The 24596-nt window shown below is 66.8% G+C and carries 25 protein-coding genes, 1 tRNA gene and 2 pseudogenes; 8 read left to right on the top strand and 20 right to left on the bottom strand.

The features are described 5' to 3' along the window. The 8 genes from ACFPZL_RS02185 to ACFPZL_RS02150 form a co-directional block, all read right to left on the bottom strand. Positions 1–1099: FAD-dependent monooxygenase (locus ACFPZL_RS02185; RefSeq protein WP_382334630.1), on the bottom strand; the 1099-nt coding region annotated here is incomplete at its 3' end. Positions 1100–1695: 596 nt separating this feature from the next. Beyond that, positions 1696–3894 carry a heavy metal translocating P-type ATPase gene (locus tag ACFPZL_RS02180; RefSeq protein WP_236021753.1) on the bottom strand — a complete coding sequence of 733 codons (2199 nt, stop codon included), beginning with the start codon at positions 3892–3894 and terminating at the stop codon, positions 1696–1698. Positions 3895–3998: 104 nt separating this feature from the next. Continuing rightward, a complete protein-coding gene (locus tag ACFPZL_RS02175) occupies positions 3999–4268 on the bottom strand; it encodes a YHS domain-containing protein (protein ID WP_218114070.1) in 270 nt (89 codons plus the stop codon). Positions 4269–4463: 195 nt separating this feature from the next. Beyond that, positions 4464–4787, bottom strand: coding sequence for a hypothetical protein (locus tag ACFPZL_RS02170; RefSeq protein WP_218114069.1), 324 nt, complete (start codon positions 4785–4787; stop codon positions 4464–4466). A gap of 170 nt (positions 4788–4957) precedes the next feature. Continuing rightward, positions 4958–5206, bottom strand: coding sequence for a hypothetical protein (locus tag ACFPZL_RS02165; protein ID WP_218114068.1), 249 nt, complete (start codon positions 5204–5206; stop codon positions 4958–4960). Positions 5207–5237: 31 nt separating this feature from the next. Next, positions 5238–6743: a multicopper oxidase family protein gene (locus tag ACFPZL_RS02160; RefSeq protein ID WP_218114067.1), complete on the bottom strand. Its 1506-nt coding sequence runs from the start codon at positions 6741–6743 to the stop codon at positions 5238–5240. A 47-nt stretch (positions 6744–6790) separates the two neighbouring features. Then, positions 6791–7552, bottom strand: coding sequence for a M23 family metallopeptidase (locus ACFPZL_RS02155; RefSeq protein WP_236021751.1), 762 nt, complete (start codon positions 7550–7552; stop codon positions 6791–6793). A 435-nt stretch (positions 7553–7987) separates the two neighbouring features. Continuing rightward, positions 7988–8446 carry a DUF6153 family protein gene (locus tag ACFPZL_RS02150; protein ID WP_218114066.1) on the bottom strand — a complete coding sequence of 153 codons (459 nt, stop codon included), beginning with the start codon at positions 8444–8446 and terminating at the stop codon, positions 7988–7990. A 195-nt stretch (positions 8447–8641) separates the two neighbouring features. Here ACFPZL_RS02150 and ACFPZL_RS02145 point away from each other — a divergent pair, with 195 nt between their 5' ends. The 4 genes from ACFPZL_RS02145 to mobF all read left to right on the top strand — a co-directional run bounded on the left by ACFPZL_RS02145 (position 8642) and on the right by mobF (position 14480). Beyond that, positions 8642–9136: a DUF6153 family protein gene (locus ACFPZL_RS02145; RefSeq protein WP_218114065.1), complete on the top strand. Its 495-nt coding sequence runs from the start codon at positions 8642–8644 to the stop codon at positions 9134–9136. Between the two features lie 93 nt (positions 9137–9229). Further along, a complete protein-coding gene (locus ACFPZL_RS02140; RefSeq protein ID WP_218114064.1) occupies positions 9230–9838 on the top strand; it encodes a DUF305 domain-containing protein in 609 nt (202 codons plus the stop codon). 142 nt (positions 9839–9980) lie between these two features. Next, complete coding sequence (locus ACFPZL_RS02135) at positions 9981–10862, top strand: WD40/YVTN/BNR-like repeat-containing protein (RefSeq protein WP_218114063.1); 882 nt, start codon at positions 9981–9983, stop codon at positions 10860–10862. A 168-nt stretch (positions 10863–11030) separates the two neighbouring features. Further along, a complete protein-coding gene (mobF, locus tag ACFPZL_RS02130; protein ID WP_218114062.1) occupies positions 11031–14480 on the top strand; it encodes a MobF family relaxase in 3450 nt (1149 codons plus the stop codon). 20 nt (positions 14481–14500) lie between these two features. Here the strand turns inward: mobF and ACFPZL_RS02125 are convergent, their stop codons facing one another. From ACFPZL_RS02125 to ACFPZL_RS02115, 3 genes are all read right to left on the bottom strand, one after another. Then, on the bottom strand, positions 14501–15544 hold the full coding sequence (locus tag ACFPZL_RS02125) for a zeta toxin family protein (RefSeq protein ID WP_218114061.1): 1044 nt from the start codon (positions 15542–15544) through the stop codon (positions 14501–14503). Positions 15545–15557: 13 nt separating this feature from the next. Continuing rightward, entirely contained in the window at positions 15558–15845 is a 288-nt protein-coding gene (locus ACFPZL_RS02120) for a hypothetical protein (RefSeq protein WP_218114060.1), read from the bottom strand. A 112-nt stretch (positions 15846–15957) separates the two neighbouring features. After that, a complete protein-coding gene (locus tag ACFPZL_RS02115; RefSeq protein ID WP_218114059.1) occupies positions 15958–16662 on the bottom strand; it encodes a hypothetical protein in 705 nt (234 codons plus the stop codon). A gap of 119 nt (positions 16663–16781) precedes the next feature. On the opposite strand from ACFPZL_RS02115, the gene ACFPZL_RS02110 reads away from it, so the two are divergent. Together ACFPZL_RS02110 and ACFPZL_RS02105 are read left to right on the top strand one after the other, a co-directional pair. Beyond that, positions 16782–16994, top strand: a complete 213-nt coding sequence (locus tag ACFPZL_RS02110; RefSeq protein ID WP_218114058.1) for a helix-turn-helix transcriptional regulator — start codon at positions 16782–16784, stop codon at positions 16992–16994. 6 nt (positions 16995–17000) lie between these two features. After that, positions 17001–18128: a site-specific integrase gene (locus ACFPZL_RS02105; RefSeq protein WP_218114057.1), complete on the top strand. Its 1128-nt coding sequence runs from the start codon at positions 17001–17003 to the stop codon at positions 18126–18128. A gap of 66 nt (positions 18129–18194) precedes the next feature. Here the strand turns inward: ACFPZL_RS02105 and ACFPZL_RS02100 are convergent. Further along, positions 18195–18267: transfer RNA gene (locus ACFPZL_RS02100), tRNA-Glu, on the bottom strand. 144 nt (positions 18268–18411) lie between these two features. Here ACFPZL_RS02100 and ACFPZL_RS02095 point away from each other — a divergent pair. Beyond that, positions 18412–19101 carry an MBL fold metallo-hydrolase gene (locus ACFPZL_RS02095; protein WP_218114056.1) on the top strand — a complete coding sequence of 230 codons (690 nt, stop codon included), beginning with the start codon at positions 18412–18414 and terminating at the stop codon, positions 19099–19101. Positions 19102–19173: 72 nt separating this feature from the next. Here the strand turns inward: ACFPZL_RS02095 and ACFPZL_RS02090 are convergent, their stop codons facing one another. Both ACFPZL_RS02090 and ACFPZL_RS02085 read right to left on the bottom strand, forming a co-directional pair. Continuing rightward, positions 19174–19668, bottom strand: coding sequence for an acyl-CoA thioesterase (locus ACFPZL_RS02090; RefSeq protein WP_236021749.1), 495 nt, complete (start codon positions 19666–19668; stop codon positions 19174–19176). 89 nt (positions 19669–19757) lie between these two features. Continuing rightward, the gene (locus ACFPZL_RS02085; RefSeq protein WP_218114055.1) at positions 19758–20252 is read right to left on the bottom strand and encodes an acyl-CoA thioesterase; all 495 of its coding nucleotides are present in this window, start codon (positions 20250–20252) and stop codon (positions 19758–19760) included. A 103-nt stretch (positions 20253–20355) separates the two neighbouring features. On the opposite strand from ACFPZL_RS02085, the gene ACFPZL_RS02080 reads away from it, so the two are divergent. Then, positions 20356–20724: a VOC family protein gene (locus ACFPZL_RS02080; protein WP_218114054.1), complete on the top strand. Its 369-nt coding sequence runs from the start codon at positions 20356–20358 to the stop codon at positions 20722–20724. 19 nt (positions 20725–20743) lie between these two features. Here ACFPZL_RS02080 and ACFPZL_RS02075 read toward each other — a convergent pair whose 3' ends face one another. The 6 genes and pseudogenes from ACFPZL_RS02075 to ACFPZL_RS14235 form a co-directional block, all read right to left on the bottom strand. Next, positions 20744–21166: a DUF1801 domain-containing protein gene (locus tag ACFPZL_RS02075; RefSeq protein WP_218114053.1), complete on the bottom strand. Its 423-nt coding sequence runs from the start codon at positions 21164–21166 to the stop codon at positions 20744–20746. Between the two features lie 57 nt (positions 21167–21223). After that, positions 21224–22246, bottom strand: a complete 1023-nt coding sequence (locus tag ACFPZL_RS02070) for an NAD(P)H-dependent amine dehydrogenase family protein (RefSeq protein WP_218114052.1) — start codon at positions 22244–22246, stop codon at positions 21224–21226. 125 nt (positions 22247–22371) lie between these two features. After that, a pseudogene (locus ACFPZL_RS02065) lies at positions 22372–22521 on the bottom strand (zinc finger domain-containing protein); the annotation flags it as partial. Between the two features lie 221 nt (positions 22522–22742). Beyond that, entirely contained in the window at positions 22743–23672 is a 930-nt protein-coding gene (locus ACFPZL_RS02060; protein WP_218114051.1) for a ketopantoate reductase family protein, read from the bottom strand. Positions 23673–23691: 19 nt separating this feature from the next. Next, positions 23692–24006, bottom strand: a complete 315-nt coding sequence (locus ACFPZL_RS02055) for an EamA family transporter (RefSeq protein WP_236021748.1) — start codon at positions 24004–24006, stop codon at positions 23692–23694. Positions 24007–24259: 253 nt separating this feature from the next. Next, positions 24260–24517, bottom strand: a pseudogene (locus ACFPZL_RS14235) (EamA family transporter); the annotation flags it as partial. Positions 24518–24596: the final 79 nt, after the last annotated feature.

The following is a 24596-nucleotide window of genomic DNA, read 5'->3' as shown; positions in this document are numbered from 1 at the left end:
CGCCCCGGCTCATCGCCGCGGCCGGCGCCGCTCGCAGCAGGGTGTCGCGGAGAGCCGCCGAGACCGGGTGAGACGCCTGCGCGACCCTGCCCATCAGGCGCGACTGCCGCCAGACGAGTCGAGTCCGTTTCCTGCGGAGCGCGCTATACCGGGCGAGTGCCGACCCGAGATCGCCGGCGCGCCGCACGCCGCGGAGCAGGAGGACGAGCGTCGCCGCATCCTCGATCGCCTGCCCCGCACCCTGCCCGAGATTCGGGGTCATCGCGTGGGCCGCGTCGCCGAGGAGAACCGTCCTGCCTTTCACGAAGGATGCGGGGAGCGCCGCGAGGTCATGGATGTCATGACGGAGGATCGCTTCCGCGGGCGTCGCGTCGATGCACGAGACGATCGGCGCATGCCAGTCGCCGAAACGGGCGCGCAGCGCTTCGCGTTCGTCGTCGGCGCGTCGTCCTGCGTCCGTGGATTCGGTGGCGAACCAGTAGACTCGCGCATCCGGCAACGGCACGATCCCGAAGATCTTTCCGCGGCCCCAGGTCTCACCGGCCTCTCGCCGCAGGTCCAGCCCGGCAGAGGTCACACCGCGCCAGGCCGTGCATCCCGCGTAGCGCACGCCCCGGTCCAAGCCGAGGCATGTGCGCGCGTCGCTGCGCAGACCGTCGGCAGCCACTACCAGGTCGAACGGTTCCTCGACACCGTCTACGGTCACCACCGGTTCGCCGCTCGCCGCGACCCGGGCGTGCGACCCGAGACGCAGGCTTCCCCACGGCAGCGCCTCCTGGAGCACACGATGGAGTTCGGCGCGGTGAAGGCTGTGGAGCGACGGCACTGCTCCGGGCGGCAGCGAGGCGAGCCAGTCCCCCGAGGGCGCACGCTGGCCCGCGCGCATGCGCGCGACCGCATCGCTGCTGACCTCGCGCACCCGTTCGCCCAAGCCGATCTCATCCAGCGCGCCGAAGGCGTTGCCGAACAGGGTCAGCCCCGCCCCCACCGCTCCCGGGTCCTCGCGGCGCTCGTAGACGACCGCCTCATGGCCGTCAGCACCGAGGCCTGCGGCGACCGTGAGCCCGCCGATCCCCGCACCGATCACCGCAATACGCATGGATCCAGTCTCGCAGGCGGCACCCGCACTCGCACGCGTACCGAAACGACGAAAGCCCCACCTTTCGGTGAGGCTTTCGCTCCGGTGACCCCAGCGGGATTCGAACCCGCGTTACCGCCGTGAGAGGGGAATGGGCTTCCCTGGATTGACGCAGCAGACCCCAATTCGGCCCGTGTTTACGCGAATTTTAAGTGCATCAAGTGCGATACAGAGAACCCTGTCGCCAGTGTTCGTTGCCAGGATGTTGCCACGTTGCCGCCCTGCGAAGGCGGCTGGTGTGGCGGCTCCGAGTGATTATGGAGCGCGGCCCAGAAGCAGCCGCAGATCCCAGACCGCACCCGCCCACATGAACAATCAGAGTCGTATCCGGGGAGTTGAACTAACACCGGCCCCCTCGCGCCTCGAATCTCAACAAAACTTCCTGCTGCACAAGATCAACGTGCTACGGCATCTGATCTGTCTATAGCTCAACCGCGATACCCGACCTACAGGCTACTCAGCACTTTCGTTCGCACTTTTGGTGGCGCGTGTGAGGAGTCGTGCAAACAACAGGGCAGCCATCCCCTTGTCGTCATGATGTGGGGTTTGACTGGTTCTCAGACTGAGCGATCCAGAATCCGGGCGGTGCTGGCTTGTGGGGTTAGGTCGAGCCTGCGTAGCAGCTGGGCGTTGAGGGCGACGACGACGGTCGAGACAGACATAAGGATCGCCCCGATGCTCATCGGCAGTACGAAGCCGATCGGCGCGAGAACGCCCGCGGCCAGCGGCACGGAGACGAGGTTGTAGCCGGCCGCCCACCACAGGTTCTGCTTCATCTTCCGGTACGCCGCCCGGGAGAGCTCGATGACCGACAGCACCGATCGCGGATCGGAGGAGGCCAGGATCACACCGGCTGAACCGATCGCAACGTCCGTGCCCGCACCGATCGCGATGCCGACGTCGGCCTGGGCGAGCGCAGGGGCGTCATTCACGCCGTCGCCGACCATGGCCACCCGGTGCCCCTCGTGCTGCAGCTCGGCGACCTTGGCGGCCTTGTCCTCGGGGCGCACACCGGCGAACACGCGGTCGATGCCGAGATCCCGCGCGACCGTCTCGGCGACTGCGCGTGCGTCGCCAGTGATCATCACGACCTGCACCCCGGCTGCGTGCAGCGCGTCGACGGCCTCGCGCGACTCGGGCCGGATCTCGTCGGCCAGCCGCAGGGCGCCGATCAACTCGCCCTCGGCGAGCACGTGCAGGATGATCGCGCCCTCCTCTCGCCAGGCGTCGGCGACGGGAAGTTCGCCCGTCCCGTGCTGTTCGAGCAGGTAAGGGCCGCCGACCTCGACGGCGGTTCCGCCAACGACGGCCCTGACGCCCACGGCCGGCGAAGAGGAGAACTCCGACGCTGCGGGCACATTGAGTTCCCGGTGCCGGGCTGCACCAACGATGGCTCTGGCCAGAGGATGCTCGCTATCGGATTCCGCGGCGGCGGCCAATGCCAGCACCTCGGCCTCGGAGCGGCCTCCGATGGGTTCGATGCCCGTGACCGTGGGTTCGCCCTTCGTGAGAGTGCCGGTCTTGTCGAACAGGATTGCGTCCACGGTGCGCATGGACTCCAGCGCGAGGCGGTCCTTGATGAGCACGCCGCCGCGGGCAGCGCGTTCGGTCGCGATGGACACCACCAGCGGGATCGCCAGGCCGAGTGCGTGCGGGCAGGCGATCACGAGCACGGTGATCGTGCGGACCACGGCCGTGTCGGGCAGGCCGACGAGCGTCCAGATGGTGGCGGTGATTGCCGCCGCGCCGAGGGCGAACCAGAACAGCCACGCGGCCGCGGTGTCGGCGATCCGCTGCGCGCGGGAGGAGGACGCCTGGGCATCGGAGACGAGCTTCTGGATGCCGGCGAGTGCGGTGTCGTCGCCGGTGGCGGTGACCTCGACACGCAGGCCTGAGTCGGTGGCCACGGTGCCGGCGACCACCTGGTCGCCAGCACCGCGGCGCACCGTCTTGGACTCGCCGGTAACCATCGATTCGTCCATCGATGCCGCCCCGTCGACGATCTTTCCATCAGCGGGCACCGAGGAACCGGGCCGGACAATGACCACATCGCCGACGGCCAGATCAGCAGGAGCGACCTTTACCACATCGTCGCCGTCAACCTTCTCGGCCTCGTCAGGCAGCAGCGCGGCGAGCGAGTCGAGTGCGGACGTGGTCTGGGCGAGCGAGCGCATCTCGATCCAGTGGCCCAGCAGCATGATGACCACCAGCAGCGCCAGTTCCCACCAGAAGTTCAGCTCGTGGTGCAGGATGCCGAGGCTCGCGCCCCAGGAGGCGAGGAAGGCGACGGTGATGGCTAGCGCGATGAGCAGCATCATGCCCGGCTTGCGGGTGCGGATCTCGTTCAGCCCGCCCGTCAGGAAGGGCCAGCCGCCCCAGAAGTAGACGACCGTGCCCAGCACAGGCGACACCCACGAGACCCACGCGCCTTCAGGCAGATGGTAGCCGATGAGCTGGGCGAACATGTCGTTGAACGCAACGACTGGAACGGCGAGGACCAGCATGATCCAGAACAAGCGGCGGAACTGCCCGACATGGTCTCCGTGTCCGGCATGCCCGTGATCATGTCCGCCATGGCCCTTGTGGTGCGCGTGAGTATCATGGCCGTCGTCGTGGTGGCCGGAAGCCTCGTCATGACCCTGGTGGTGGTCGTGCGAATGGTGCCCCGAGTGGGGGTTCGGTTCGTTGTGGTGCGCGTGCTGGACTTCCACGTGCTCAGGATGTGCGTGCGATCGTGTCGAGGGATCGTTGCTCATGGTCTCGTTTCCTTCGTTCGTCACCCCAGTCCAGATGTGAAACAGGGGCAAGGTTCCGCGGTCCCGTGCACGTCTGCTCGTCGGGAGCGCGGAACCAGATGCCATCAGGCGGCGTTCGCGTAACGGTCAGGATCGGCGTCGAACAGCGGGCCGCAGGCCGCGCAGCAGAACCAGTACCGCTGGCCTTGGTAGTCGCGGTAGAGACCGGCTTCCTCCGCCTTCGCCTTGACGACTGGGGTGCCGGCCATGACCTTACATTCGGTCATCTCATCGGCCGGAGCCTGGGCGATGGCCTCTGCACTGGGCTTGTGGCCGCAGCAGCTCCGACCCGTGGTGGAGGTGTCGGTAAGGCTCAGGTTCTCGTGTGCAGTCATCCGGTGGATCCCTCCTGTTTGGATTGATGACGATTCGATCAGACATGGACCGGCTTGCAAGCGGGGCACCTGGCGGATCGTGGTTTCGCATTTCCACTACTCATCTTGGTTGCCTGATCTTGCGTTTTCTTCGCGTTCCTTCCCATCTTTCATTTGAGCATGCCCCCTCCAACACAATACCCCTTAGGGGTATTCCTAGCTGGCGTGGGCCTCTTGGGCGGGCTGCTGCGCTTCACCGGCGGGTCGGACGTGATGCAGGCGAGTCGCAACAATGATCGCTGCCAGACCAGCGACGACGGCCGAGACGACCGCAGCCATGTTGAGCCCACCGGAGAAGGCTGCCTGTGCAGCGCTCACCAGTTGCTCGCCCAGTGCGTCCGGGAGATTGGCCGCGGCCGCGAGCGCGCCGTCGATGCTGTCCGAGGCGGCTGCCGTGGCCTCCGGGGAGAGACCCTCGGGCAGGTTGCCGTTGATGCGGTTGCGGTAGGTGGCGATGCCGACGCTGTCGCCCGTCCGCATTCGCGAGTTGCACGTGGCATCGGAAGCCCGCATGCACCCTGCTCAAGCGCGGACAGGACGAGGGGCGTTCCGGCGGGATCTGCCGGTCGGATGGCTACTCACCACCGCACATGTGGTGATGAACGGCGCCGTCGAGGAAATCACCTCCGGGCGAATCGATCCTGGCGAGGTCATGCGGCTCTGCGTCCGGCGAGGATACCGCCGCCCAGGAGGAACAACCCACCCATCGGGTAGCCGGCGACGAGATCAATCCAGCCCTCAGGCTGGGTGGGGCCGAATGTTTCGAGGTGCGCGAGCCAGTGCACGATGAGGATCACCGCACCGAGCAGCATGAGCAGTTGGCCCAGGCGCACGAGGCGGCGGTGCCGGCGGTAGGCGGGATCGGGGCCAGGGATACCGGCCGGCTGCTGAGATTTCATGAGGGTGCCTACTTTCGTACTGCGGATGGGGCTACTGCTGGTAGGCGATGGTCGCCATCATCCCGGCTTCGCCGTGGTAAAGGTTGTGGCAGTGGGTGAGCCACCGGCCGGGGTTATCAGCATCGAACTCAAGGCGAAGGGACTGCCCGGGGAGCACGATCGAGGTGTCCTTGCGGGGGCCGCCGTCTGGGTGCTGGTACGTGTGTCCATGCAGATGCATGGGATGCCACATCGTGGTCGAGTTCGTGATGGTAAGAGCGATGCGTTCCCCCTCACTGATCGCGAGGGCATCGCGAAGGGGGTTATCCATATTCATGCGGGTACCGTTGATCGCCCAGTCGTACTTTTCCATGGTGCCGGTGAGTTCCAGGGCGATCGTGCGATCCGCGCGCTTGGAGCCCAGCGCCACGTCATCCGCCGCCGTCAGATCGGCCGCGACCGTGGGGGTGCGGGCCTGCGGGAGGGCCGTGCCGGGAGGCGGTGGGGAACCAGCCCCGGTGGAGAGGATCGCGACGGCCTGATCGACTTTGCCGAGCGCCTCGGCGATGACGGCGAACACGCCGTCGCCGGCGGTGAGGATCGCGTCGTAGCGTTCCCCCATCCCGATCACGACGCTCTCCGCCTCGTGCGGGGCCACGGGGTACCCGTCCGTGTGTGTGATCGTGAGCTGGTGCCCGGTGACCCCGAATCGGAAGGCGGTGTCGCCACCGGCGTTGATGATCCTGAGCCGGATCCGCTCCCCCGGTTTCGCGGTGAACGTCTCCGGGTCGAGCCGGGGGCGTCCATTGATGAGGTAGAGCGGATAGTAGACATCTCCCGCGTCGCCGCCGAGGAGGTCGGAGGTGGCGCCCATGAGGGTGTTACCCATCCGCATCGGCATGCCGCCATGATCCATGCCACCCATCCCGCCCATGCCGCGGCTGAGTTCCGCGAACACGTCGTCGGGGGTGGCCGTGACGCCGTCGAGCCAGTCGTCGAGCACGATCACCCATTCCCGGTCGTAGGCTGCCCGCTCACGGGGGTCGTCGATGATGAGCGGCGCGTACAAGCCCCGGTCGAGCTGCGTGCCGACATGCGGGTGGAACCAGTAGGTACCTGCGTGCGGCAACGCGAATTGATAGGTGAACGTGTCGCCGGCCTTGATGGCGGGCTGCGTGAGACCTGGCACCCCGTCCATGTCGTTGCGCAGAGCGAGGCCGTGCCAGTGCACGGTCGTCGGGTCGGGAAGGTCGTTGGTGAGGGTAACGCGGAGCAGGTCACCGACGTTGCCGCGGATCGGCTCCGCAGCCGAGGCGCCCCGATATCCCCAGGTGTTGACGGTCTGCCCGGCGAGATCCAGCGTGACGGGCTCTGCGGTGAGCGCGCGTTCGATCGTCGCCCCGGTGGTCAGGCGGCCCGCCTCGGCCGCATCGACCGCATCCGCCGTGGGCGAGAGGAACGCGGAGCCCTGCCGGGGAGTGCAGGCGGCCAGGCCCACGGCGGCGAGGGTCAACGTGCTGGCGGCGAGGAACTGGCGGCGATTCAGGGAGACGGTCATCCGAGGCCTTTCCGGGGTCGACGAGGTGCGGGGATACGGGGCAGGGGTCATTGCGCGTTCGCTTCGATGAAGGGGAGTGGGTCGATCGGCTCACCGTTCAGGCGCAGCGCGAGATGCAGGTGTGCGCCGAAGGACATGCCGGTGTTGCCCACGCGCCCAGCCTCGTCGCCGATGCGCACCCGGTCGCCGACCTGATAGGCATGGGACTCGCCCTCCATGTGGCAGTAGCGACTGGTGAGGTCTTGCCCGTCGACGAGATGCTGCACCTTGAGTGAGAACCCGCAGCCGTCGCTCGCCCAGCCTGCTTCCACGACTACCCCGTCGCCGATGATGCGGATCGGGGTGCCGTTGGCGGCAGCGATGTCCTGGGCGTCGTGGAACTGCGCCACGGGAGCAGTGCGATATCCGAAACCGTCGGTGAGGGGCATGGTCTGATCGAAGGGGTAGCGAAGCTTCGTATCGGTCAGCTGCGAGGGATCGACGAGGCCTTGCTCGGCGTTCACGCGCTGCGGTGCGACGGGGGCGGCCTGTACTTCGACGGCGCCGATCGCGTCCAGGGCCGCGGCCTCGAATGCGGCGGGGCCGCTCACGAGCTGCTGCGCGGGGAGCTCTGCGGCCGCGGCCCCCGGCACCGGGGCGAAGGGGGTGGGGAAGACGACGGGGCTCATCATGCCGGCCACGCTGAGCGCTGCGGTCGCGGTGGCGATGATGCTGCGTCGCGTCCGCGGCTGGCTTACGGTGCCGCCGGTACCGCCCGAGAGGAAGCCGAATGGCGGCATAGGGGTGAGGTAGGTCTGTGGGGTGTTCATGCGAAGAGCCCCTCGATGATGTAGTAGTTGCCGATCGCAACCGCGATACTCAGGGCAAGCGTGCTGGGAATGAAGACGACAGGATTCTTGAATGGGTTTCGACGGGTAGGCATAACTGTTCCATGAGTGGGTGGCCAGGGAAGCGAGGGGTCCGAGGCTGCGGCAGGGAAGCCGCAGCCTCTCGGTTACACGAGCGACAGGCAGACACACCGGCGGGGTGGGAATGTGATCGAATTGCCCGACTCAACCAGATGGCCGGAAGACGATCGCATGGCTGCGACAAGGGCTATGCACGCGCGGCATGCAAGACCTTCGGGCAGCGTCAGCGTCCAGGAAGCTTGACCTCGGACGAGGCCGGGCGTCAGTCGATCAGCCGCACCGCTCGTCGCGGCTCAGCGCCGGAGTGCGCGGGCAAGCTCGTGCCCAGATCCTGGCTCAAGTACGGCTGATCGACAGCGCGAACAACGACGGCGGACGGGTCGCCTGAGGCGCGGGAAGCGCACGGTTCAGCCAGCCGGCCGACTGTGCGGCGGCGCGGGAGAGACGAAACAGAGCGGGCCTGAGCAGGAAGAGCACTCCGGTCAACAGGGCCAGCATGCACAGCATGAGCATGCCCAGGTGCCCGTGATCAGGAGCTGTGCCGTGCGCGCAGCTCGCGTCACAGTCAGCGGACGCCCCGCTCACCGAGCCGTCCAAGGTCAACGCGTCGGCCGCGCGTACGGTATCGCTGGCGGTAGCTGTGCTCGCGGGCACGAGCGCTTCGCGCGCTGTAGCGGTGCCGGACAGGGAGTGCATCGCCACCAAGCCGAAGATGAGCATCAGTACGATCGCGAAGACCGTTCCGACGCTCGAGAAAAAGGGGCGCTTGGCCGTACGGTTCACCGCATCTCGCACACCAGCCCCTTTCGTTACAGTTTTGTTACCATACCATGCGCACCGGAGCTGCCGCCAGACTCCCATCGCCAGCATGTCGTGTGACCCGCTCAGGGATTGCGACTCCCAGCCTGTGCCACCTGGAATGCCTTAGCGTAGAACCAGGGCGCTCCCTCGATCTGCAGGCGGGTGCGTGGCGAGGGAGAGGAGGTGGCGATGCTGACCAGTGGTGAAACGCCGCGCAGAGACTCACCTCGCTGCCTAATCTCTTTCGGTCTGCTCGCTTTGGTGCTGGCAGGGCTCTTCGGCATGCATGTGCTGGGCGGTTCGGCCGGGCACGGCAGCCACGACACGAGACCCCTTGCCGCACTCATCGGAGGCGATCACAAAATCGCGGACATCGGCATGAGCGGCAGCGTGGTCATGGCGGTGGAGAAGCACGCATCCGGCATGATGGCTGCGCCGGATCCCGCACCCGGGGATACCCGCTGCCCTGGCCCGTGCGGGGATTCGGATCCCGGTCACGTCATGCTGATGGTCGGGTGCGTGCTCGCCCTACTGGCGAGTGTCATGCTGCTAATCGCGCCGCTCGTGCGCAGGCACTCCTGGTGCTCCCTCGTCCTCGCGACCCGTTCCCTGCTGCGTGCGGGCACCGTCTTGCCGCGGCCGAGGCCGCCGTCTCTTCTCGTTCTGTCGATCAGTCGCACCTGATTCGCGCCCGCTCCGGCCCCGGCTGGAGCCTGGCTGCGCCCTGCTTTGGGCGCGAATCTCTGATCTTTTAACTGAACGAAAGGACGCATACTCATGCGTATTCGCACGCTTACGCTGGCTTCGGCCGCACTGTCCACCGCCCTCCTGTTGACCGGCTGCTCTCCGAGCGGAATGTCGGATGGGATGCCCGGCATGGATCACGGATCCACCTCATCCAAGGCTCCGACCGAGTCCGCAGCGCAGTTCAACGCTGCTGACCAGATGTTCGTGACGATGATGATCCCGCATCACGAGCAGGCCATCGAGATGGCCGACATGCTGCTCGCCAAGGACGGCATCGATGACCGAGTGGTGACCCTCGCCCAGCAGATCAAGGACGCCCAAGGGCCCGAGATCAAGACCATGCAGGGCTGGCTCGACAACTGGGGCGTCTCCGCCGATGAATCATCGATGGGCGGCATGGATCACGGCGGTGGCATGATGTCGAAAGACAGTATGACCGCCTTGGAATCAGCCACCGGAACCGAGGCGACGCGCCTGTTCCTCGAAGGCATGATCGAGCACCACACCGGCGCGATCGAGATGGCCCAGTCCGCCCTCGATGGCGGCAAGAACCCGGACGTGCTCAAGCTTGCGCAGCAGGTCATCGACGACCAGAGTGCGGAGATCACCACGATGAAGGAACTCCTGGGCAACCTCTGATACCGGCCCAGACAGGGGATCCCCGCCCACGCAGTGGCGGGGATCCCCAACCTGATCTTCGCAGCTCGCACCGCTCTCCGGCGCCACCTGCATCCCTCCGTTGACCGGGCAGCCTGCTCGCGTCCCACAGAAAGGCATTCTCATGCCCGCATCTCTCCTTCCCCGCAGGCCTCGCCTGCACGGACGGCTGTTCATCGCCGTGGCGACGGCTGCCGTCACCACCGTCCTGGCCGGCTGCGCCGCCGTCGCCCCGACTGCGCCAGCATCCTCGCCGCCGACCTTCGGCCACATTCATGCCGTGATCCCAGAAGCCGAAGGAACCTTCCTCGTCGGCACCCACACCGGTCTCTACCGCGTGAACGGGGCCGGCGCAGTGGAGGGCCCACTCGGCGACTACGACTTCGATCTGATGGGACTTACCGACTCGCGAGGTGCGCTGATCGCTTCCGGGCATCCGGGTCTTGAGACCCCGGCGGAGCTGGGCTCCCCGAATCTCGGCATCATCCGCAGCGACGATACCGGGAAGAACTGGCAACCGGTCGCGTTCACCAACACAGAGGACTTTCACGTCCTCACTGCCAGCCCGGACGGTCGGCTCTACGGCATCGGGTCAACCAGCCCTGCGCTGCGGGTCAGCGACGATCTGGGTGCCACCTGGGAGTCCCGCTCCGAGCTCGACGCCGTTGATCTCGCAGTGACCGCAGATGGCACGATCTACGCGGCCACGCCAGAGGGCGTGCGCACCAGTACCGACGGCGGCGTATCATTCACACCGCTCGGAGATGCGCCGCTGCAGTACCTGCTCGAAGCCGCCGGTGACACGGTCGTCGGGGTCGACACCGACGGGCAGATCCGGCAGCGAGCCGACAAAGGCGAATGGGAGCTGATCGGATCAGCGACCGGCACCGTCGAAGCACTGGGGCTCTCCCCGGCCGGAAGCGTCATCCTCGTCGACGAACGCGGCATCGTTACGCTCGACGGCGATGACGCCAGGATCATCCTGCCCGCACTATCGAGCCCCTGATCGACAAAGAAGGAGGCACCACACCCTGAGCATCCAGACCCCATCAACTGTTTCCGCATCCCGGCCTCGTCACTCCGACACAGCCCCCTTGGCATCACACATGACACCACTGTTCTCTTGAATGAACGTATGCTACGATGACAGCAGCCATCTTAGATTGGAGTCGAGATGCATGGCGGTGTGATCCTGTTCCGCGGAACGGGTGCGGACGCGCTGCGCTATGTCGAGGCAGATCGGTCCCGTGCGGATGACTACTACACCCGCGACGGCGCGAACATCCAGTACACGGTCCTCGATGGCTCCGGGAACGTGACTGGTGCGTGCTCATTGTCGAACGATGAGTATCACGGCTGGGCCGACTGGGTCAGCCCGGACACGGGCGAGAGCATGGGGCGTCCGCGCCATGCGGGCGCGGATCGGCTGGGGTCTCCCCGGTTTGCGGAGATGACGATCAACGGACCGAAATCATTGTCAATCGCCGCCGCCCTTCACCCCGACGTCTCCGACGCGCTGGATGCCGCGCAGCAGGATGCGCTCAGGGAGATTCAGCGATGGCTCGCCCAGCATTCGGTGACTCGTGTGGGCCCGCTGGGCCGTCAGGAGGTGGTGCCGGTCGAGCGGATGCAGGTCGTCGGCATCTCGCACCGCACATCCCGTGCGGGTGATCCACATCGGCATATCCATATGCAGATCGGAACGAGGGTGTGGGCGGCAGGCCGGTGGCGGGCGCTGGATACGGGGGCGCTGTTCAAGCAGCAGGGTACGATTCGTGCCCTGGGCACCGCGATCCTTGCCGCGCACCCTCAGCTTGCCGACGCACTCGATCAACACGGTCTCACCCTCGACCCCGTCACCGGTGAGGTGGTCGAGTTGGAGCCGTTCAATGCGCTCATGAGCAAGCGCGGCACCCAGGTGCGCCGGAACCTGGAACGCCTCGAAGCCGAATGGGAGGCCGCGCACCCCGACGAAACCATGGGCCCCGTGGTCGCCTCGCGTCTCACAGCGCAGGCCTGGGCGCATGAGCGGCCAGCGAAGAAACTGACCACGCTCCGCGAGGAGGCGGCCTGGCTGACCGAACTGCGCGAGGCCGGCTACGACCCTGACCGCTTGGCTCGTGCACCGAAGCCGCGCATCGTGTCGCTGGATGCACTGTCGGTGGAGAAGATCGCGTCGCGGGCGCTGGATCGGTGCGCGTCAGAAGCGTCGACATGGACGCGGCACACGGTCCAGGAGCATGCCGCACGTCTGGTCACCGAGTACGGAGTCCGTACCGCCCCCGCGGGACTTGCGCAGTTCACCGAGCTTGCAACCCGCCTCGCGCTCGGTGATTGCTTCTCCGTACTGCCACCCGGAGCGCCAGCGCCGGAGCACGTCGCGCATTTGGCGACCGTTCGGGTCGTCGAGGCCGAAACCGCACTCCGCGACCTCCTCACCCAGCAGGCCCCCAAGACGCAGGTACCGCACCCGAGTGTCGAGGCGCATGCTCGGGCGCTCGGGCTCGGCCTGGATGGCGGTCAGCTCGACTCGGCGGCTGCGGTGGCATCGGTTGATCCGCTGGTGATTGTGGAGGGGGCTGCGGGGTCGGGGAAGACGACGATGCTGCTGGCCGCGACCCACGCCGCTGAGCATGCGGGACGGGCGACGAGACTGGTGGCACCGACGCGGAAGGCGGCACTGGTTGCAGCCGAGAAGCTGGGGGTTGCAGCGGAATCCGCCGCCGCTCTCGCGCACGCGCACGGCTACCGATGGAACCGCGACGGCGTCTGGACTCGCCTCAGGCCCGGGGATACCGATCCCGAGACCGGGAACATCTACGCCGAGCCGCCCGAAGCCGCTCGCCTCGAGGTGGGGACACGGCTGGTGGTAGATGAGGCGGGCATGCTCGATCAGGACACCGCAATCGCACTCCTCACCATCTGCGCGGAATCGGGAGCGTCGGTCGCGCTCGTCGGGGATCGCGCGCAACTCGCCGCCGTCGGGCGCGGCGGTGTGCTCGACGCTGCGGCACAGGTTCGGGGCCGTATCCACGACATGGCTGAGGTCCACCGCTTCACCGACCCGGCGTATGGTGCGCTGACGGTGCGGATGCGTGACGGCGACGCCCCCGGCGACATCTACGACGAACTCACTGCTCTGGGACTCATCCAATTGCATGCCGACGCGGATGCAGCACGCGCAGCCATCGCCGCCGAAGCAGCCCCGGACGAGTCGGTCACGGTGTCCTCGAACGAGGAAGCCGCCAAGCTGAACGATCTCATCCGCGACCGCAGAGTCACCGCTGGCCTCGTCGATCCCAAAATGACCACGATGGGCAGCGATGGCCTATCGATCGGGGCGGGCGACCTCGTGCAGACCCGGAAGAACAACACCCGAATAAGGGTGTCGAACCGGCAGACCTGGATGGTGCAACAAGTCGAGCAAGACGGGTCGATCTGGGTGCAAGAGCTGGAGAACGGACGCAAGCACCAGGCGAGCGTCCATCTGCCCGCCGACTACGTGGCCGCGCACACCCACCTGGCGTATGCGGCAACCGCGTACGGGGTGCAGGGCATCACCATCGCACGATCCCGCACGCTCCTCACGGACAGCACGACTGCGGCGCAGGTGTATGTCGGGATGACGCGCGGTGAAGATCAGAACGTGCTCCACCTGATCGCGGACGACCACGCGGATGGGAGGGCGCAGTTCGTCGCGGCGATGGAACGCGACCGCGCAGACCGCGGCCTCACCCACGCCACCGGACAGGCCATCCAGGAAGTTGCGGGCCTCATCGAAGACGGACCTGCCAAGCGCGTGCGGTCGGCGGTCGCCCGCCTGACGCGTCGCGCGGAGGAAGCCGAGCAGCGTGCGGCCCGGTTCGCGGAGTACGCCGACGAGTTCGACCGAATGCGGGAGCAGCATCAGCACGAGCTTGCGGCTGCGGCAAGCGTCGCGGCTTCGGCGTCCGAGACCGCAGTTGAGCTGCGCGAGTACATTCGCGTGCCGCTGCGCGACGCCGCCGTCACGGACGCGCAGGAGATGCTGGCGCTCGCTGACGCACTATCGCGGGCCGAACTGCGCGCCCGTACGGCAGGGCCATTCGCGCGGCGCAACGCCCGGAAGGTGCACGCCGAAACCCGGCGGCACCACCTTGCCGCTCGTGATCGTCTCTCCCACGACTGGGGCGAAACGGGCGTGCTGCATGCGGGAAACGGGGAATCGTGGGCAGACGCCGCAGCGGGGCGCCGCACGGACGCCGATGCTCGCGTGGCCCAGGCAGAGACGACCGCCGCGACCGCGCGTGCGCGAGTCCTGGCGATCGAGCAAGAGCAGCGGCAGGCGAAACAGCAGCTCGCCGCGCAGGCCTACTGTGCAGAACAGGTGCGGCGTGATCCGTTGCGTGCGGAATTCAACATGCCCCGCCGAGATGCCACCGCCTGGACGCAGAAAGCGCAGCGCGCCCGGGCCGAAGTCGCGAAACTCACCTCGATGACGCCCGCTGAGGCGGGGCAGTATCTGGATGCGCGCGCGGCCGCAGCCAAGGAAGCACGAGAGGCACGGACGCGTCGGATACGCGAAGCGGCCCGCACCCACGAGAGCAGTGATCCACAGCGGTCACGGCCCGGACGCAGCCTGTGAGCGCCAGCAGCCGGGCGGCCTTATAGGCCGCGTGCTGGCGGTTCATTGCGGGGCGGATCGCTCGGCATCTTGACCGGCGGCAGTCGCCTCCCCGATGGAGTGCGGGGCCTCGGTCGCAGATCGGGAGGGAGCACCCGTTCGAGTACTCGTTGCCGGGCCGCATGTGCTTGCTCAAGTTCCGCGAGCGGTGCACCGGGAGTGAAGGCCAGCGAGCGGATCATCATCCGCGCGTCATCCTGTAAGCGCAGGAACGCCGGGGCCGTGTTCGGGCCGAGGTAGGCGGGCCTGGCCGACGCCTGCCGGAACACGATGCTGTAGTCGCGCAGCCACCCGAGCGCGGCCAGGGGTGCGAGCGGTCGATGCTGCTCAAGCGTGAGCACCCGCGAAGCCTCGGGAGCTGCCGCCCATTCACCAGTGACGGTGCGGGCGTTCTCATACAATGGCCCTTCTCGGGAGAACACGCGCACCCGGCCCACTTGCGGGAGTGCTTCGAGTGCCGCCAGCACGCCCGGGGAATACCGCAGCGCGGTCTCATGCGCCTCCGGCGGCGTCCACCGCCCCACATTGGGGTATCCGGAGCCTTGGGATCGCATCTCGGCCGACAGCCGCGATACCGCAGCCGGAGTGGCGACCGCGACAACTTCGACCCGGTAGCCCGCGTCCGCGAACCGGATCGCGTTCCGGGTGACCATGCCGGCATCCCGAAACGTGCCCTCCAGCAGCACCGAATAGCCGTGCTCGCGGGCGTAGTCGAGGGCGAGGCGAACCAGGCCACCCGACACCGGAGCGGTCTGTGCGGGCATCTCGAATGGTGCTTCGTCGGCGAGGAGGTCGTATTCGGGGTGGAATTCGCGAAGATCATCACCAGTGATCTCGACCAGATCGTCCGCGCCGTGTTCGGTCAGGATCGCGTGCTGGGCTCGAGTTTTCCCCGCGGCCGGCTGTCCGCCCAGTAGCACCAGCACCGGCACCGGCTGCGGCGTGTGTCCGTCGAAGAGTTCGTGGCGCACCTTCTCGGCGAAGACCCGGGCCAGCCACGCCTCCGAACCGATTTCCTCCGTCATGCCGTCCTGGCTGTTACGCGGTGGTGAGGGCGAGCTTTTCCAGCAGCCACACCTCGTCCTGCGCGATGATCTCGGCCCGGACTTCCGGGTTCAGGACGCGAGCCTGCTGCTTCACCAGACGACGACGCGCGGCCCAGTGCTCGCGCATCTCGTCGCTGTCGGCGGCATCGCTCAAGCGCATCAGCTTGGCCGACAGTACGGAGGCGTTGTGGCGGGCGATGTCGTAGAGCATGGCATCGGAGACACCCGAGTAGTCCGGCCGGGCCTGCGGTGCAGGGGCGGTCAGGATGGTCTGGCTCATGGGCTGTTCCTCCGTTCCTGAGCTACCAGTTTACCGCCACCATCTGGACAAGCCCAGAGCAGAGGATTCGCGCAATTGAGATGCACCCCCGGCGGGCTTCCCCTGTAACCTATTATCCTCTGCGCCCAGGAGGCAGAAGTCCCCGCGCGCGGGTTCGCACGAGCCACCCCTGTGCGGTGGTGTGGGCGACGCCGTTGATCTTGCCCATCGTGACCGCAGGTGCCTCATCCCCCTGCGCGACAAGCTTGCCGTACTGGAGCGCGACGAGTTCGTAGAAGTCCGGGGTGCGCTTCGGGTTTCCGAGCGGTTTGAGGAGGTCACGCTCGCTGATTTTCCGCCCCGAAGGCAGCACGATCTTTCCGCCCGTGATGGTCACCGTCCGCTTCATGGCGAACAGCCGCTCATTGATCGCGGCCTCGATCCGAGCGGTCGGAAGCGAGCGAAGGTCTTGGCTGGAGATCGGGTCGCCCGGTCGCCACGGGAGGTAGACGACGCCCGTGATCTTCACTTCCTCGGGCACCGCGAACGGCTGGCGCTGGAGCCGGATGAACACACGCGTCGCAGTCGCCGAGTGCTCGATGTAGCGCCAGCGCCCGTCGGCGGTCTCGTTCTGCTCCGAGTCGCGTTGCGCCTGTCGCTCCCCCGCAGTCATCAACTGGTCGTTGTAGCCGAGCGCTTCATCGAGGAATGCGCTCGTGTCCTCGGTGCGCTCTCCCGGAAAGCGATCAGGCAGGTGCCACCCGTCCGGCAGGTCTTCCGGCGTCAGCAGCCCGTCGTAGGACTGATCGCCGGGGCGGTAACCAGTGGGTGTAGCCATGTCCCGATTCTAGCGAGCATCACGAGCAACTAAAACACTTGCTGTCATCGGCGTGTTGTGATTTAATCTAAAATACTCGCAGCCATCGCAGCTGATACTTGAGCTTCTTGGAGGTCGCCATGGGCCAGAGCACCGCACCCACGGACGAGCACGAGGCTGCCCCGCTGTTCTATTCCGAGCAGGAGACGGCTTCGCTCCTCGGCATCCATCGCACGACCCTTCGCACTCTCGCGCTTGCCGGGAAAGCTCCTGTCGAGCCGATCCCTCTCACTGAGCACAAGCGCGTCTATCGTCGCGTCGACGTGCAGCGTCTCGCGGGCCTCACCAAGTAGGCAGTCATGGGCAGCGTCGAGGCATACGAGACCACGAAGGGACGTCGCTACCGGGCACTCTATCGCCGCCCCGACAAGAAGCAGACCCAGAAGCGCGGCTTCACCACAAAGAAGGCTGCCGAGCTGTTCCTGGCAACGACCGAGGTGAGCATCGCGCAGGGCCGCTACCTCGATCCGGGCCGGGCAAGGGTGACCGTTGCCGAGTGGTTGCAAACCTGGCTTTCCGCACGGGGTGACCTCCGAGCGACGACACGCAGCCGCGTCGAGAACATCATCGACAAGCACATCACCCCCGAGCTGGGCAGCATTCCCATCGGAAACCTCACCCGGCTTCGGGTGCAGGAATGGGCGTCTGCGCTCCCAGGAGCACCCGCGACGGTCCGGAAGATCGTCAACGTACTCTCCGGCGCACTCCGATTCGCAGTCGAAGACGAGCGCCTGCCGTCCAACCCCGCCGCCAGGCTCAAACTCCCCAAGCCGACGAAAACGCGCAAGCGCTATCTCTCACACGATCAAGTCGCGGCTCTCGCTGGGGCCATCGATGAGATGAAGGACGGCAAGGACTACGGGTACGGCCTCGTCGTGCTCACCCTTGCGTATTGCGGTCTGCGCTGGGGCGAGTTGTCCGGGCTTCGCATCTGCGACCTCGACCTCGACGCGAAACACCCGCGCCTCACCGTCGAGCAGACCGTCGTGGCCGACAAGGGATACCAGCGAATCGAGCCGCCGAAAGACTACGAGCATCGGAGCATCCCGATCCCGGGATTCCTGGTCGAGTTGCTGCGGGTGCAGATCGTTGGGCGGGACGCCGACGCGCCCGTGTTCTATGGCATTCGCACCGGAACCTGGCTCCGCAATCACGTCTTCCGGGTCGGCTGGTTCGATACCGCCGCAACATCCATCGGACTCAAGGGGCTCACCCCGCACGAGTTGCGGCATACAGCCGCATCGCTCGCGGTCAGCGCTGGTGCGAACGTCAAGGCGGTGCAACGGATGCTGGGGCACGCCTCAGCCGCGGTGACCCTGGACGTCTACGCGGATCTGTTCGATGATGACCTCGACGGCGTTGCCACGGCACTCGATCGGGCGGCGATGGAATCGGATGTTGCCAATCTGTTGCCAAAAGCCGCGTAGCGCTCTTCTAGAGCAACCTCCGAAAAACAAGAAAACCCCCGCCTAAGCGGGGGTTTTCTCACTCGGTGACCCCAGCGGGATTCGAACCCGCGTTACCGCCGTGAGAGGGCGGCGTACTAGGCCGCTATACGATGGGGCCGTGTGCTTCGCCTCCGGTTTTCACCGGAATCTCGGCAACCCGTCTATCTTGCCACAGCCGAGGCCGACACGCAAAATCGGGCCGTCGTCGAGCGCTCGAGCGTCGGGTCGGCATCCTCGTCGGCCGACTCGGTACACTCACGGCATGCGATGCTTACGCCTCACCCATGCCGGCCTGGTCGTCGAACGCGACGGCGCGTCCCTGTTCGTCGACCCGGGCGATTTCTCCGACAGGGGCGAGATCGCCGCGGCGATCGCCGCCGTCCACGCGGCTTCCGCCCCGCCGGCGGGCATCGTCATCACGCATGAGCACCGCGACCACTGGACTCCCGAGAACGTCACCGCGATCCGCGAGGCGGCACTCGGCATCCCGATCCTGACCACGCAGGCCACTGCCGAGACCCTTGCCGAAGCCGGCATCGACGGTGCCCGGGTCGTGCTGCCGGGCGACCGCATCACCGCCGGGCCGTTCGAGCTCGAGTTCTACGGCGGCCGCCACGAACTGCTGCATTCGAGCATCCCGGTGATCGAAAACGTCGGGGTCCGGATCGACGACACCCTCGCCTGGGGCGGCGACTCGCTCGTACATCCGCCGTTCCGCGCCGACGCGCTCGGCATCCCGATCGGCTCGCCCTGGTCGAACCTCGCGCAGGTCCTGGACTTCACCCTCAACGCCGCCCCGCGCCGCGCCTACCTCACCCACGACGGCATCCTGAGCGAGCGCGGGCTCGGCCTCTTCACCCAGCGCGTGCGGGCCTGCCTCGAACAGGCCGGCGGCGAGCTGATCCGGCTCCCGCATGTCGTGAAGGATCCCGGAGCACGGCTCGAGCTCTGACCCGGGCCGTCCCACCTGCGTGCCGGCGCGCCGGCTCAATACTCGGCGGCTCTCCGGCGCACCTCCGCGCGGTCACGCGGCCGCGCACGCTCCCGGCGTGCGGTCGCGATCGTACGTGATCTCCGTGTAGCCGTGCGGCGCGGGCCGGCCGTCCTCCCCCAGGTTCACGAACACGATCCGCTCGATGGTGAGGATCGTCTTCCGCGTGATCATGTTCCTCACCTCAGCGCGCATCGTGATCGACGTGCGCCCGAAGTCGGTGGCGATAAGCCCCATCTCGATCAGATCGCCCTGTCTCGCGGAGGCCTCGAAGTTGACCTCCGAGATGAGCTTCGTGACGATGCGCTCGTTCCCGAGCTGCACGATCGCGTAGATCGCCGCCTCCTCGTCGATCCAGCGCAGCAGGCTCCCGCCGAACAGGCTGCCGTTCGCGTTCAGGTCCTCGGGCCGCACCCACTTGCGCGTGTAGAAGTTGATGCCCCGCGTCCGGCCGCGGTCGCGCACCCGCTCCCCCGCGTCCCTCGCGTCGCCCCGAATCCTGATCCTGCCGTCGCCCATCTCGCTCATGCGTGCAGTGTATGGGCGCCGTGTTTCGGGGCCGTGTCCCGACGGCCACCGGAGTGTTTCGCGGATCCGGATGCGCGATGGAGCGGCCGTCAGCCAACCGCGTCGCGCGACGCCGGCAACCGCTCCCGGCCGTAGGTGATCCCGGTGTAGCCGTGCGGCGCGGGCCGGCCGTCCGCGCCCAGGTTCACGAACACGATCCGCTCGATGGTGAGGATCGTCCTGCGCGTGATCATGTTCCGCACCTCGGCCCGCATCGTGATCGACGTGCGCCCGAAGTCCGTGGCGATGAGCCCCATCTCGATCAGGTCGCCCTGCGTCGCGGAGGCCTCGAAATTGACCTCCGAGATGAGCTTCGTGACGACGCGCTCGTTGCCGAGCTGCACGACCGCGTAGATCGCCGCCTCCTCGTCGATCCAGCGCAGCAGACTCCCGCCGAAGAGGGTTCCGTGCGGGTTCAGATCCTCGGGCCGTACCCACTTCCGCGTGTAGAAGTCGATGCCCCGCTCTGGGTCGCTAGCCTCGCCTCGGTGCGGCTCTTCGCCGTCGTGCGGGAACAGTCCGCCGCTCTCGTTCGATCCGTCCATGCCTGCAGTGTAGGCCGAACGCCCGGCGATCGGCGCCGGACTCGCTCACCCGGGCGGCTCGGGCGCCCTTCGCTCCCGGGCGCTCCCGCGTTAGGCTGCATCCATGACCGCAGCGCCGCACCACCACCGCATCGACTACGTCGAGCTGACCGTGACCGACCTCGCCGCCGCGAAGGCCTTCTACCACGCGGCCTTCGGTTGGGAGTTCACCGACTACGGGCCGGGCTACGCGGGCATCAGGGCCGGCGACGGCACGGAGGCCGGCGGACTCCTCGAGGCTTCGCGGCCGCGGCCCGTCGGCGGCCCCTTCGTCATCCTCTACTCGGAGGATCTCGAGGCCAGCATGCAGGCGATCCTGGACGCCGGTGGAGCCATCACGGAGCAGCCGTACGGGTTCCCAGGAGGCCGGCGGCTCCACTTCGCGGATCCGAGCGGGAACGAGCTCGGCGTATGGACCGCCGACGGCCGCTGACTGTCAAGGCTCGTGGCCGTCAGGGCTCGGGATCGTCGCCGCGACCCCAGGCGATGTCGATCAGCCGCCGCAGCACACCCTCGTCCACGTCCTCCAGCCTCTTCACGTAGACGCATCCCGCACCCTCCGTGTAGGTGCCGAGCCGGGGCAGGAGCGCCGCCCCCTCGGGCAGATCCTTCAGCCCGTACAACGAGAGCTGCGTCTTGCGCGGCGAGAACCCCGTCTTCGGCCAATTCCCCCGCCTGCGCGGATCGGCGGGAGAGATGTAGCGGTAACTCCCGTATCCCACGATCGAAGCGCCCCACATGACCGGCCGCACGCCGGTGACGTCGTGGAAGATCTCGGCGAGTCGCAGCCCGTCGTCGCGCCGCTTCGACGGAGTCGCGGCCCTCAGGAACTCGCCGACGTCCGCGTCGGTCGGCTGGGTCTTGCTCTCGGCCATGCTCCCCAGTGTAGGAGGGGGAGATCCTCGACGCACCCGTATCCGCGGCAGGCGGATTCAGGCGAGGTGGCTCGAGATCGGCCCTCCCATATACTGCAGCCTCGGCAGGCCGGCCACCGTCACGTAGCCGGGCTCGGCGTTCAGCACCTGCGGCACGCGGTTCACGAGCGTCGCGCAGGTGGTGAGGTGGGTCGGCAGCACCTGGTTCTCGAGGTCGAGGTCGGGCTCCCCCTTCAACACCCAGGCGTTGCTGTCGGCCTCGCCCGGCGAATAGACCTTGCCGGTCATCTCCAGGACGAGCCGCGGGCCCTCCTTCGTGGTCACGACGTCGATGTCGGTGAAGCCGATCACCCGCCCAGCGGGCACGGTGGTGTCGAGCGCGGCGCACCGCATGTCCTCGGTGGCGAAAACGGGTTCGGTCTCGGTCGTCGAGTGCTCGACGGTGAGTCCGCTCGCCGCGGCGACGGCATGCAGGCTGTTCCGGCCGAACGTGGGCGGGCGCTCCGCTGTACCGAGCCACGCCGCGAACTCTTCGGCGGTGTCCCCCACCTGCTGGTCGCGGGCGAGCTCGGGACCGAAATCGTCGACGTTCCAGGACGCCTTGCCACGCACTTCGTCGATGCGGTGGGCGGTGCCCATGAGCGTGGCGACGAGCTGGACCCAATAGCCGTCCTGATGGCCCGAGCACGTGTAGGTGACCCCGTTCTCGCGAGCCACCCGGTCGATCTCGGCCGTGTCCTCGGGGCTCGTATGCCACGAATAGAGGTTCTCCTCTGCGAGCGAGATGACGTTCGCACCGTGTCGCAGGCAGGTGAGCACCGGCTCCTTCACGTCTTCCATGTAGCTCGCGATGGTCATCACGACCAGATCGGGCTTCGTGCGCGCAAGCACCTCTGCGGCATCCGCCTCGACCACCACCCGGGCCGCGTCGCCCTCCAGAGACGAGACCTCGCCGAGCGTCTTTCCGACGGTGCTCCGTGCAACCGCGCCGACGATCTCTGCGTCTCGTTCGAGCAGCATGCGCGCGATGATGCTGCCCATCGCTCCTACGCCGAACATGACTACGGTGGGCTTCTTCATCGTTCGCACTCCCTCGTTCACGATCGTGCCTCGACCCTACTGACCCGGTATCGAAAAGGGAATAGTGCGTCTCGGTGGCCCAGCGGCTCGCAGCCCCGCGCGAGCCGACGGAGAACGCGGCGACGCTAGTGCTTGCGCCTGCGCTGGCAGCGCGGGCAGAAGTGCGAGGATCGCCCGCCGAACGGCACCCGCTTGATGGGGTCGCCGCACCGCGGGCACGGATCTCCCGTGCGCCCGTAGGCGTTCAGCGAGTGCGCGAAATAGCCTTCTTCACCTTGACATTCACTTTGGCGCGCCAGAAAAAAAATCCCCGATCAGCGCGCATGAACCCCGCGAGACGACATGAATGTATAGCGAAGTACGAGTTCCCTATACATTGAACTTTTTCTCAATGAGCGCATTCACGCCCGACGTGGACCTAGCGCCGTGCGGGTGTCGATCACCCCGATTTCAGCACAGCACTGTTGAGCCGCTGCAGACTCGAATTCGGACCAAATCAGGGACTTCCGCTGAGACTGTTTTCATGGACCCGGAGTCGGATGGTCGCGGCACGTAAGAGAGGGGTTCCGATGCGTCGAATTACCGCGCGATGCACAAGGCTCCCAAGGATGGGCTCGACCTCGGTGGGGCGTCCCGCCTTGAAGTCGCGATAGAGGGAGGTGGTGAAGCTCGATCCGGGCTGAGTGAGGACTTTGAGCACTCGGTCGAGGGCATCGTCTCTCGGAGGGTAGCCCTCGGCCCTCTGAACCCCTACCACTTCTTTGATCAGCAACCTCACCACATCCGCGCCGTCGGTTGTGGCTACGATGGCGCCCACCGTACCGCCTAGTAGCACGCTCGCCGCGCCGCCCGCGGCCATGAAAAGCCACTTCTCCCACACGTCCCGCATGATGCTCTCCGACACGGCAGCCTCGAGGCCGGCCTTCGCGAGCACGTCAAGCAGGCACGTCGTTCGGTCTGAGGTGGTGCCGTCCAGTTCCCCGAACGCGATCGATGCTCCCGGCGCGACCTGGACGATCTCGCCATCGGAGCCCAGCTCCGTCGCGACCACCGCGACGCCTCCAAGCACATGTTGTGCCCCGAATCGTTCACAAAGGCTGCTGATATGGTCAATGCCGTTGAGAATGGGGAGGATCACCGTCTGGGCGCCGATCGCCGGCTCGAGGTCAACTAGTGCTGAGGCAAGTCCCGTGGCCTTGACGGCGAGGAGCACGACATCCCAGCCGTCATCGAGCCGATCAGCGGTCACGGTCGTCACGGGCACGGTGGTCCGCTCGCAGTCGAGGTCGACGAGGACAAGGCCTGTGATCGCTAGAGATGCGGCGCGCGCCGGCCGTACCAGGAACGTCACCTCTGCGCCTGCCTGGGCAAGACATGCGCCGAAGTAGCCGCCGACCGCTCCGGCGCCGACGATGAGAATACGCATGGATTTGTCCGTTTAGAGTTCAGTCGTCAACAGCTGGGGCGGATAAGGGATTTCGTCGGGCTGCTCGGCGCGCGAGGATGCGGGGGCCCTGAAAGATGGTAACGACGCCCGCAATGACAACGAGGCCACCGAGGAGTTCGGGAACAATCGGCAACTCTCCGAGCCACACCCAGGCGATGAGCACGGCCACCGGCGGTACGAGGTAGAGCAGCGACGTCGACACGGCCACTGGCATACGGGCGACCGCATATGCCCACAGCACGAATCCGGCTGCAGACGGGAGAAGCCCGAGATAGATCGCGGCCAGCCACGGAGTCAGACCGGCATTGATCATGCCGTCGAGAATCAAACGGTACCAGCGGGAGGGTCATCACCGTGCCTGCAATCATTGCGTAGCACGCAACCTCGACACTCGTGTACCGCTTCAACAAGGGACGCTGCAGCGGGTGGTAAATGCCCTGAACCACCATCGCAGCCACCACGATCCACACCGCAGTCGAGAGCGACACCCCTGCCCGGGCCAAGCATACGAATGCGACGCCGGCCAATGCTATGACGCTGCCGATGATAGTGGTGCGGGAGATTCGCTCGGAGAACAGGATGCGCGCCACTCCCACCGACACCAACGGTGCGGCGGCGACAATGATGCTCGCCGTTCCCGCCGGCACGTACAGCTCGCCCCAATTGAGTAGGAGTTGGTAGGCGGCCATGCCGAAGACACCACATCCGGCGATCCACCCTAGGTCACGAGCCCTTGGCAGTCGTGCTTTGGTGACTACGGCAACGATCAGCAACGCGATCGCCGCCACCGCGAGTCGGGCGAAGGATAGGCCGACAACGCCCATCTCTGAATCGTGTCGTGTTTGATGGAGGGTAATCCTGTACCGAAAGGAACCCCCGGCATCATGCCCGTCCCATACCCCG

The sequence above is a fragment of the Leucobacter soli genome (assembly GCF_042659205.1).
Classification (GTDB): Bacteria; Actinomycetota; Actinomycetes; order Actinomycetales; family Microbacteriaceae; genus Leucobacter; species Leucobacter soli.
The sequence above is the reverse complement of the archived record's forward strand: the minus strand, read 5'-3'. Positions and strand labels throughout refer to the sequence as shown.

Bases quoted from the DNA above. Each gene is read 5' to 3' on its own strand.
- ACFPZL_RS02105 (WP_218114057.1), top strand. From the start codon at position 17,001: ATGGGCAGCGTCGAGGCATACGAGACCACGAAGGGACGTCGCTACCGG.
- ACFPZL_RS02160 (WP_218114067.1), bottom strand. From the start codon at position 6,743: ATGACCGTCTCCCTGAATCGCCGCCAGTTCCTCGCCGCCAGCACGTTG.
- ACFPZL_RS02095 (WP_218114056.1), top strand. From the start codon at position 18,412: ATGCGATGCTTACGCCTCACCCATGCCGGCCTGGTCGTCGAACGCGAC.
- ACFPZL_RS02135 (WP_218114063.1), top strand. From the start codon at position 9,981: ATGCCCGCATCTCTCCTTCCCCGCAGGCCTCGCCTGCACGGACGGCTG.
- ACFPZL_RS02145 (WP_218114065.1), top strand. From the start codon at position 8,642: ATGCTGACCAGTGGTGAAACGCCGCGCAGAGACTCACCTCGCTGCCTA.
- ACFPZL_RS02070 (WP_218114052.1), bottom strand. From the start codon at position 22,246: ATGAAGAAGCCCACCGTAGTCATGTTCGGCGTAGGAGCGATGGGCAGC.
- ACFPZL_RS02115 (WP_218114059.1), bottom strand. From the start codon at position 16,662: ATGGCTACACCCACTGGTTACCGCCCCGGCGATCAGTCCTACGACGGG.
- ACFPZL_RS02085 (WP_218114055.1), bottom strand. From the start codon at position 20,252: ATGGACGGATCGAACGAGAGCGGCGGACTGTTCCCGCACGACGGCGAA.
- ACFPZL_RS02055 (WP_236021748.1), bottom strand. From the start codon at position 24,006: ATGATCAATGCCGGTCTGACTCCGTGGCTGGCCGCGATCTATCTCGGG.
- ACFPZL_RS02120 (WP_218114060.1), bottom strand. From the start codon at position 15,845: ATGAGCCAGACCATCCTGACCGCCCCTGCACCGCAGGCCCGGCCGGAC.
- ACFPZL_RS02075 (WP_218114053.1), bottom strand. From the start codon at position 21,166: ATGGCCGAGAGCAAGACCCAGCCGACCGACGCGGACGTCGGCGAGTTC.
- ACFPZL_RS02180 (WP_236021753.1), bottom strand. From the start codon at position 3,894: ATGAGCAACGATCCCTCGACACGATCGCACGCACATCCTGAGCACGTG.
- ACFPZL_RS02155 (WP_236021751.1), bottom strand. From the start codon at position 7,552: ATGAACACCCCACAGACCTACCTCACCCCTATGCCGCCATTCGGCTTC.
- ACFPZL_RS02140 (WP_218114064.1), top strand. From the start codon at position 9,230: ATGCGTATTCGCACGCTTACGCTGGCTTCGGCCGCACTGTCCACCGCC.
- ACFPZL_RS02080 (WP_218114054.1), top strand. From the start codon at position 20,356: ATGACCGCAGCGCCGCACCACCACCGCATCGACTACGTCGAGCTGACC.
- ACFPZL_RS02175 (WP_218114070.1), bottom strand. From the start codon at position 4,268: ATGACTGCACACGAGAACCTGAGCCTTACCGACACCTCCACCACGGGT.
- ACFPZL_RS02110 (WP_218114058.1), top strand. From the start codon at position 16,782: ATGGGCCAGAGCACCGCACCCACGGACGAGCACGAGGCTGCCCCGCTG.
- ACFPZL_RS02170 (WP_218114069.1), bottom strand. From the start codon at position 4,787: ATGCGGACGGGCGACAGCGTCGGCATCGCCACCTACCGCAACCGCATC.
- ACFPZL_RS02090 (WP_236021749.1), bottom strand. From the start codon at position 19,668: ATGAGCGAGATGGGCGACGGCAGGATCAGGATTCGGGGCGACGCGAGG.
- ACFPZL_RS02125 (WP_218114061.1), bottom strand. From the start codon at position 15,544: ATGACGGAGGAAATCGGTTCGGAGGCGTGGCTGGCCCGGGTCTTCGCC.
- ACFPZL_RS02165 (WP_218114068.1), bottom strand. From the start codon at position 5,206: ATGAAATCTCAGCAGCCGGCCGGTATCCCTGGCCCCGATCCCGCCTAC.
- mobF (WP_218114062.1), top strand. From the start codon at position 11,031: ATGCATGGCGGTGTGATCCTGTTCCGCGGAACGGGTGCGGACGCGCTG.
- ACFPZL_RS02060 (WP_218114051.1), bottom strand. From the start codon at position 23,672: ATGCGTATTCTCATCGTCGGCGCCGGAGCGGTCGGCGGCTACTTCGGC.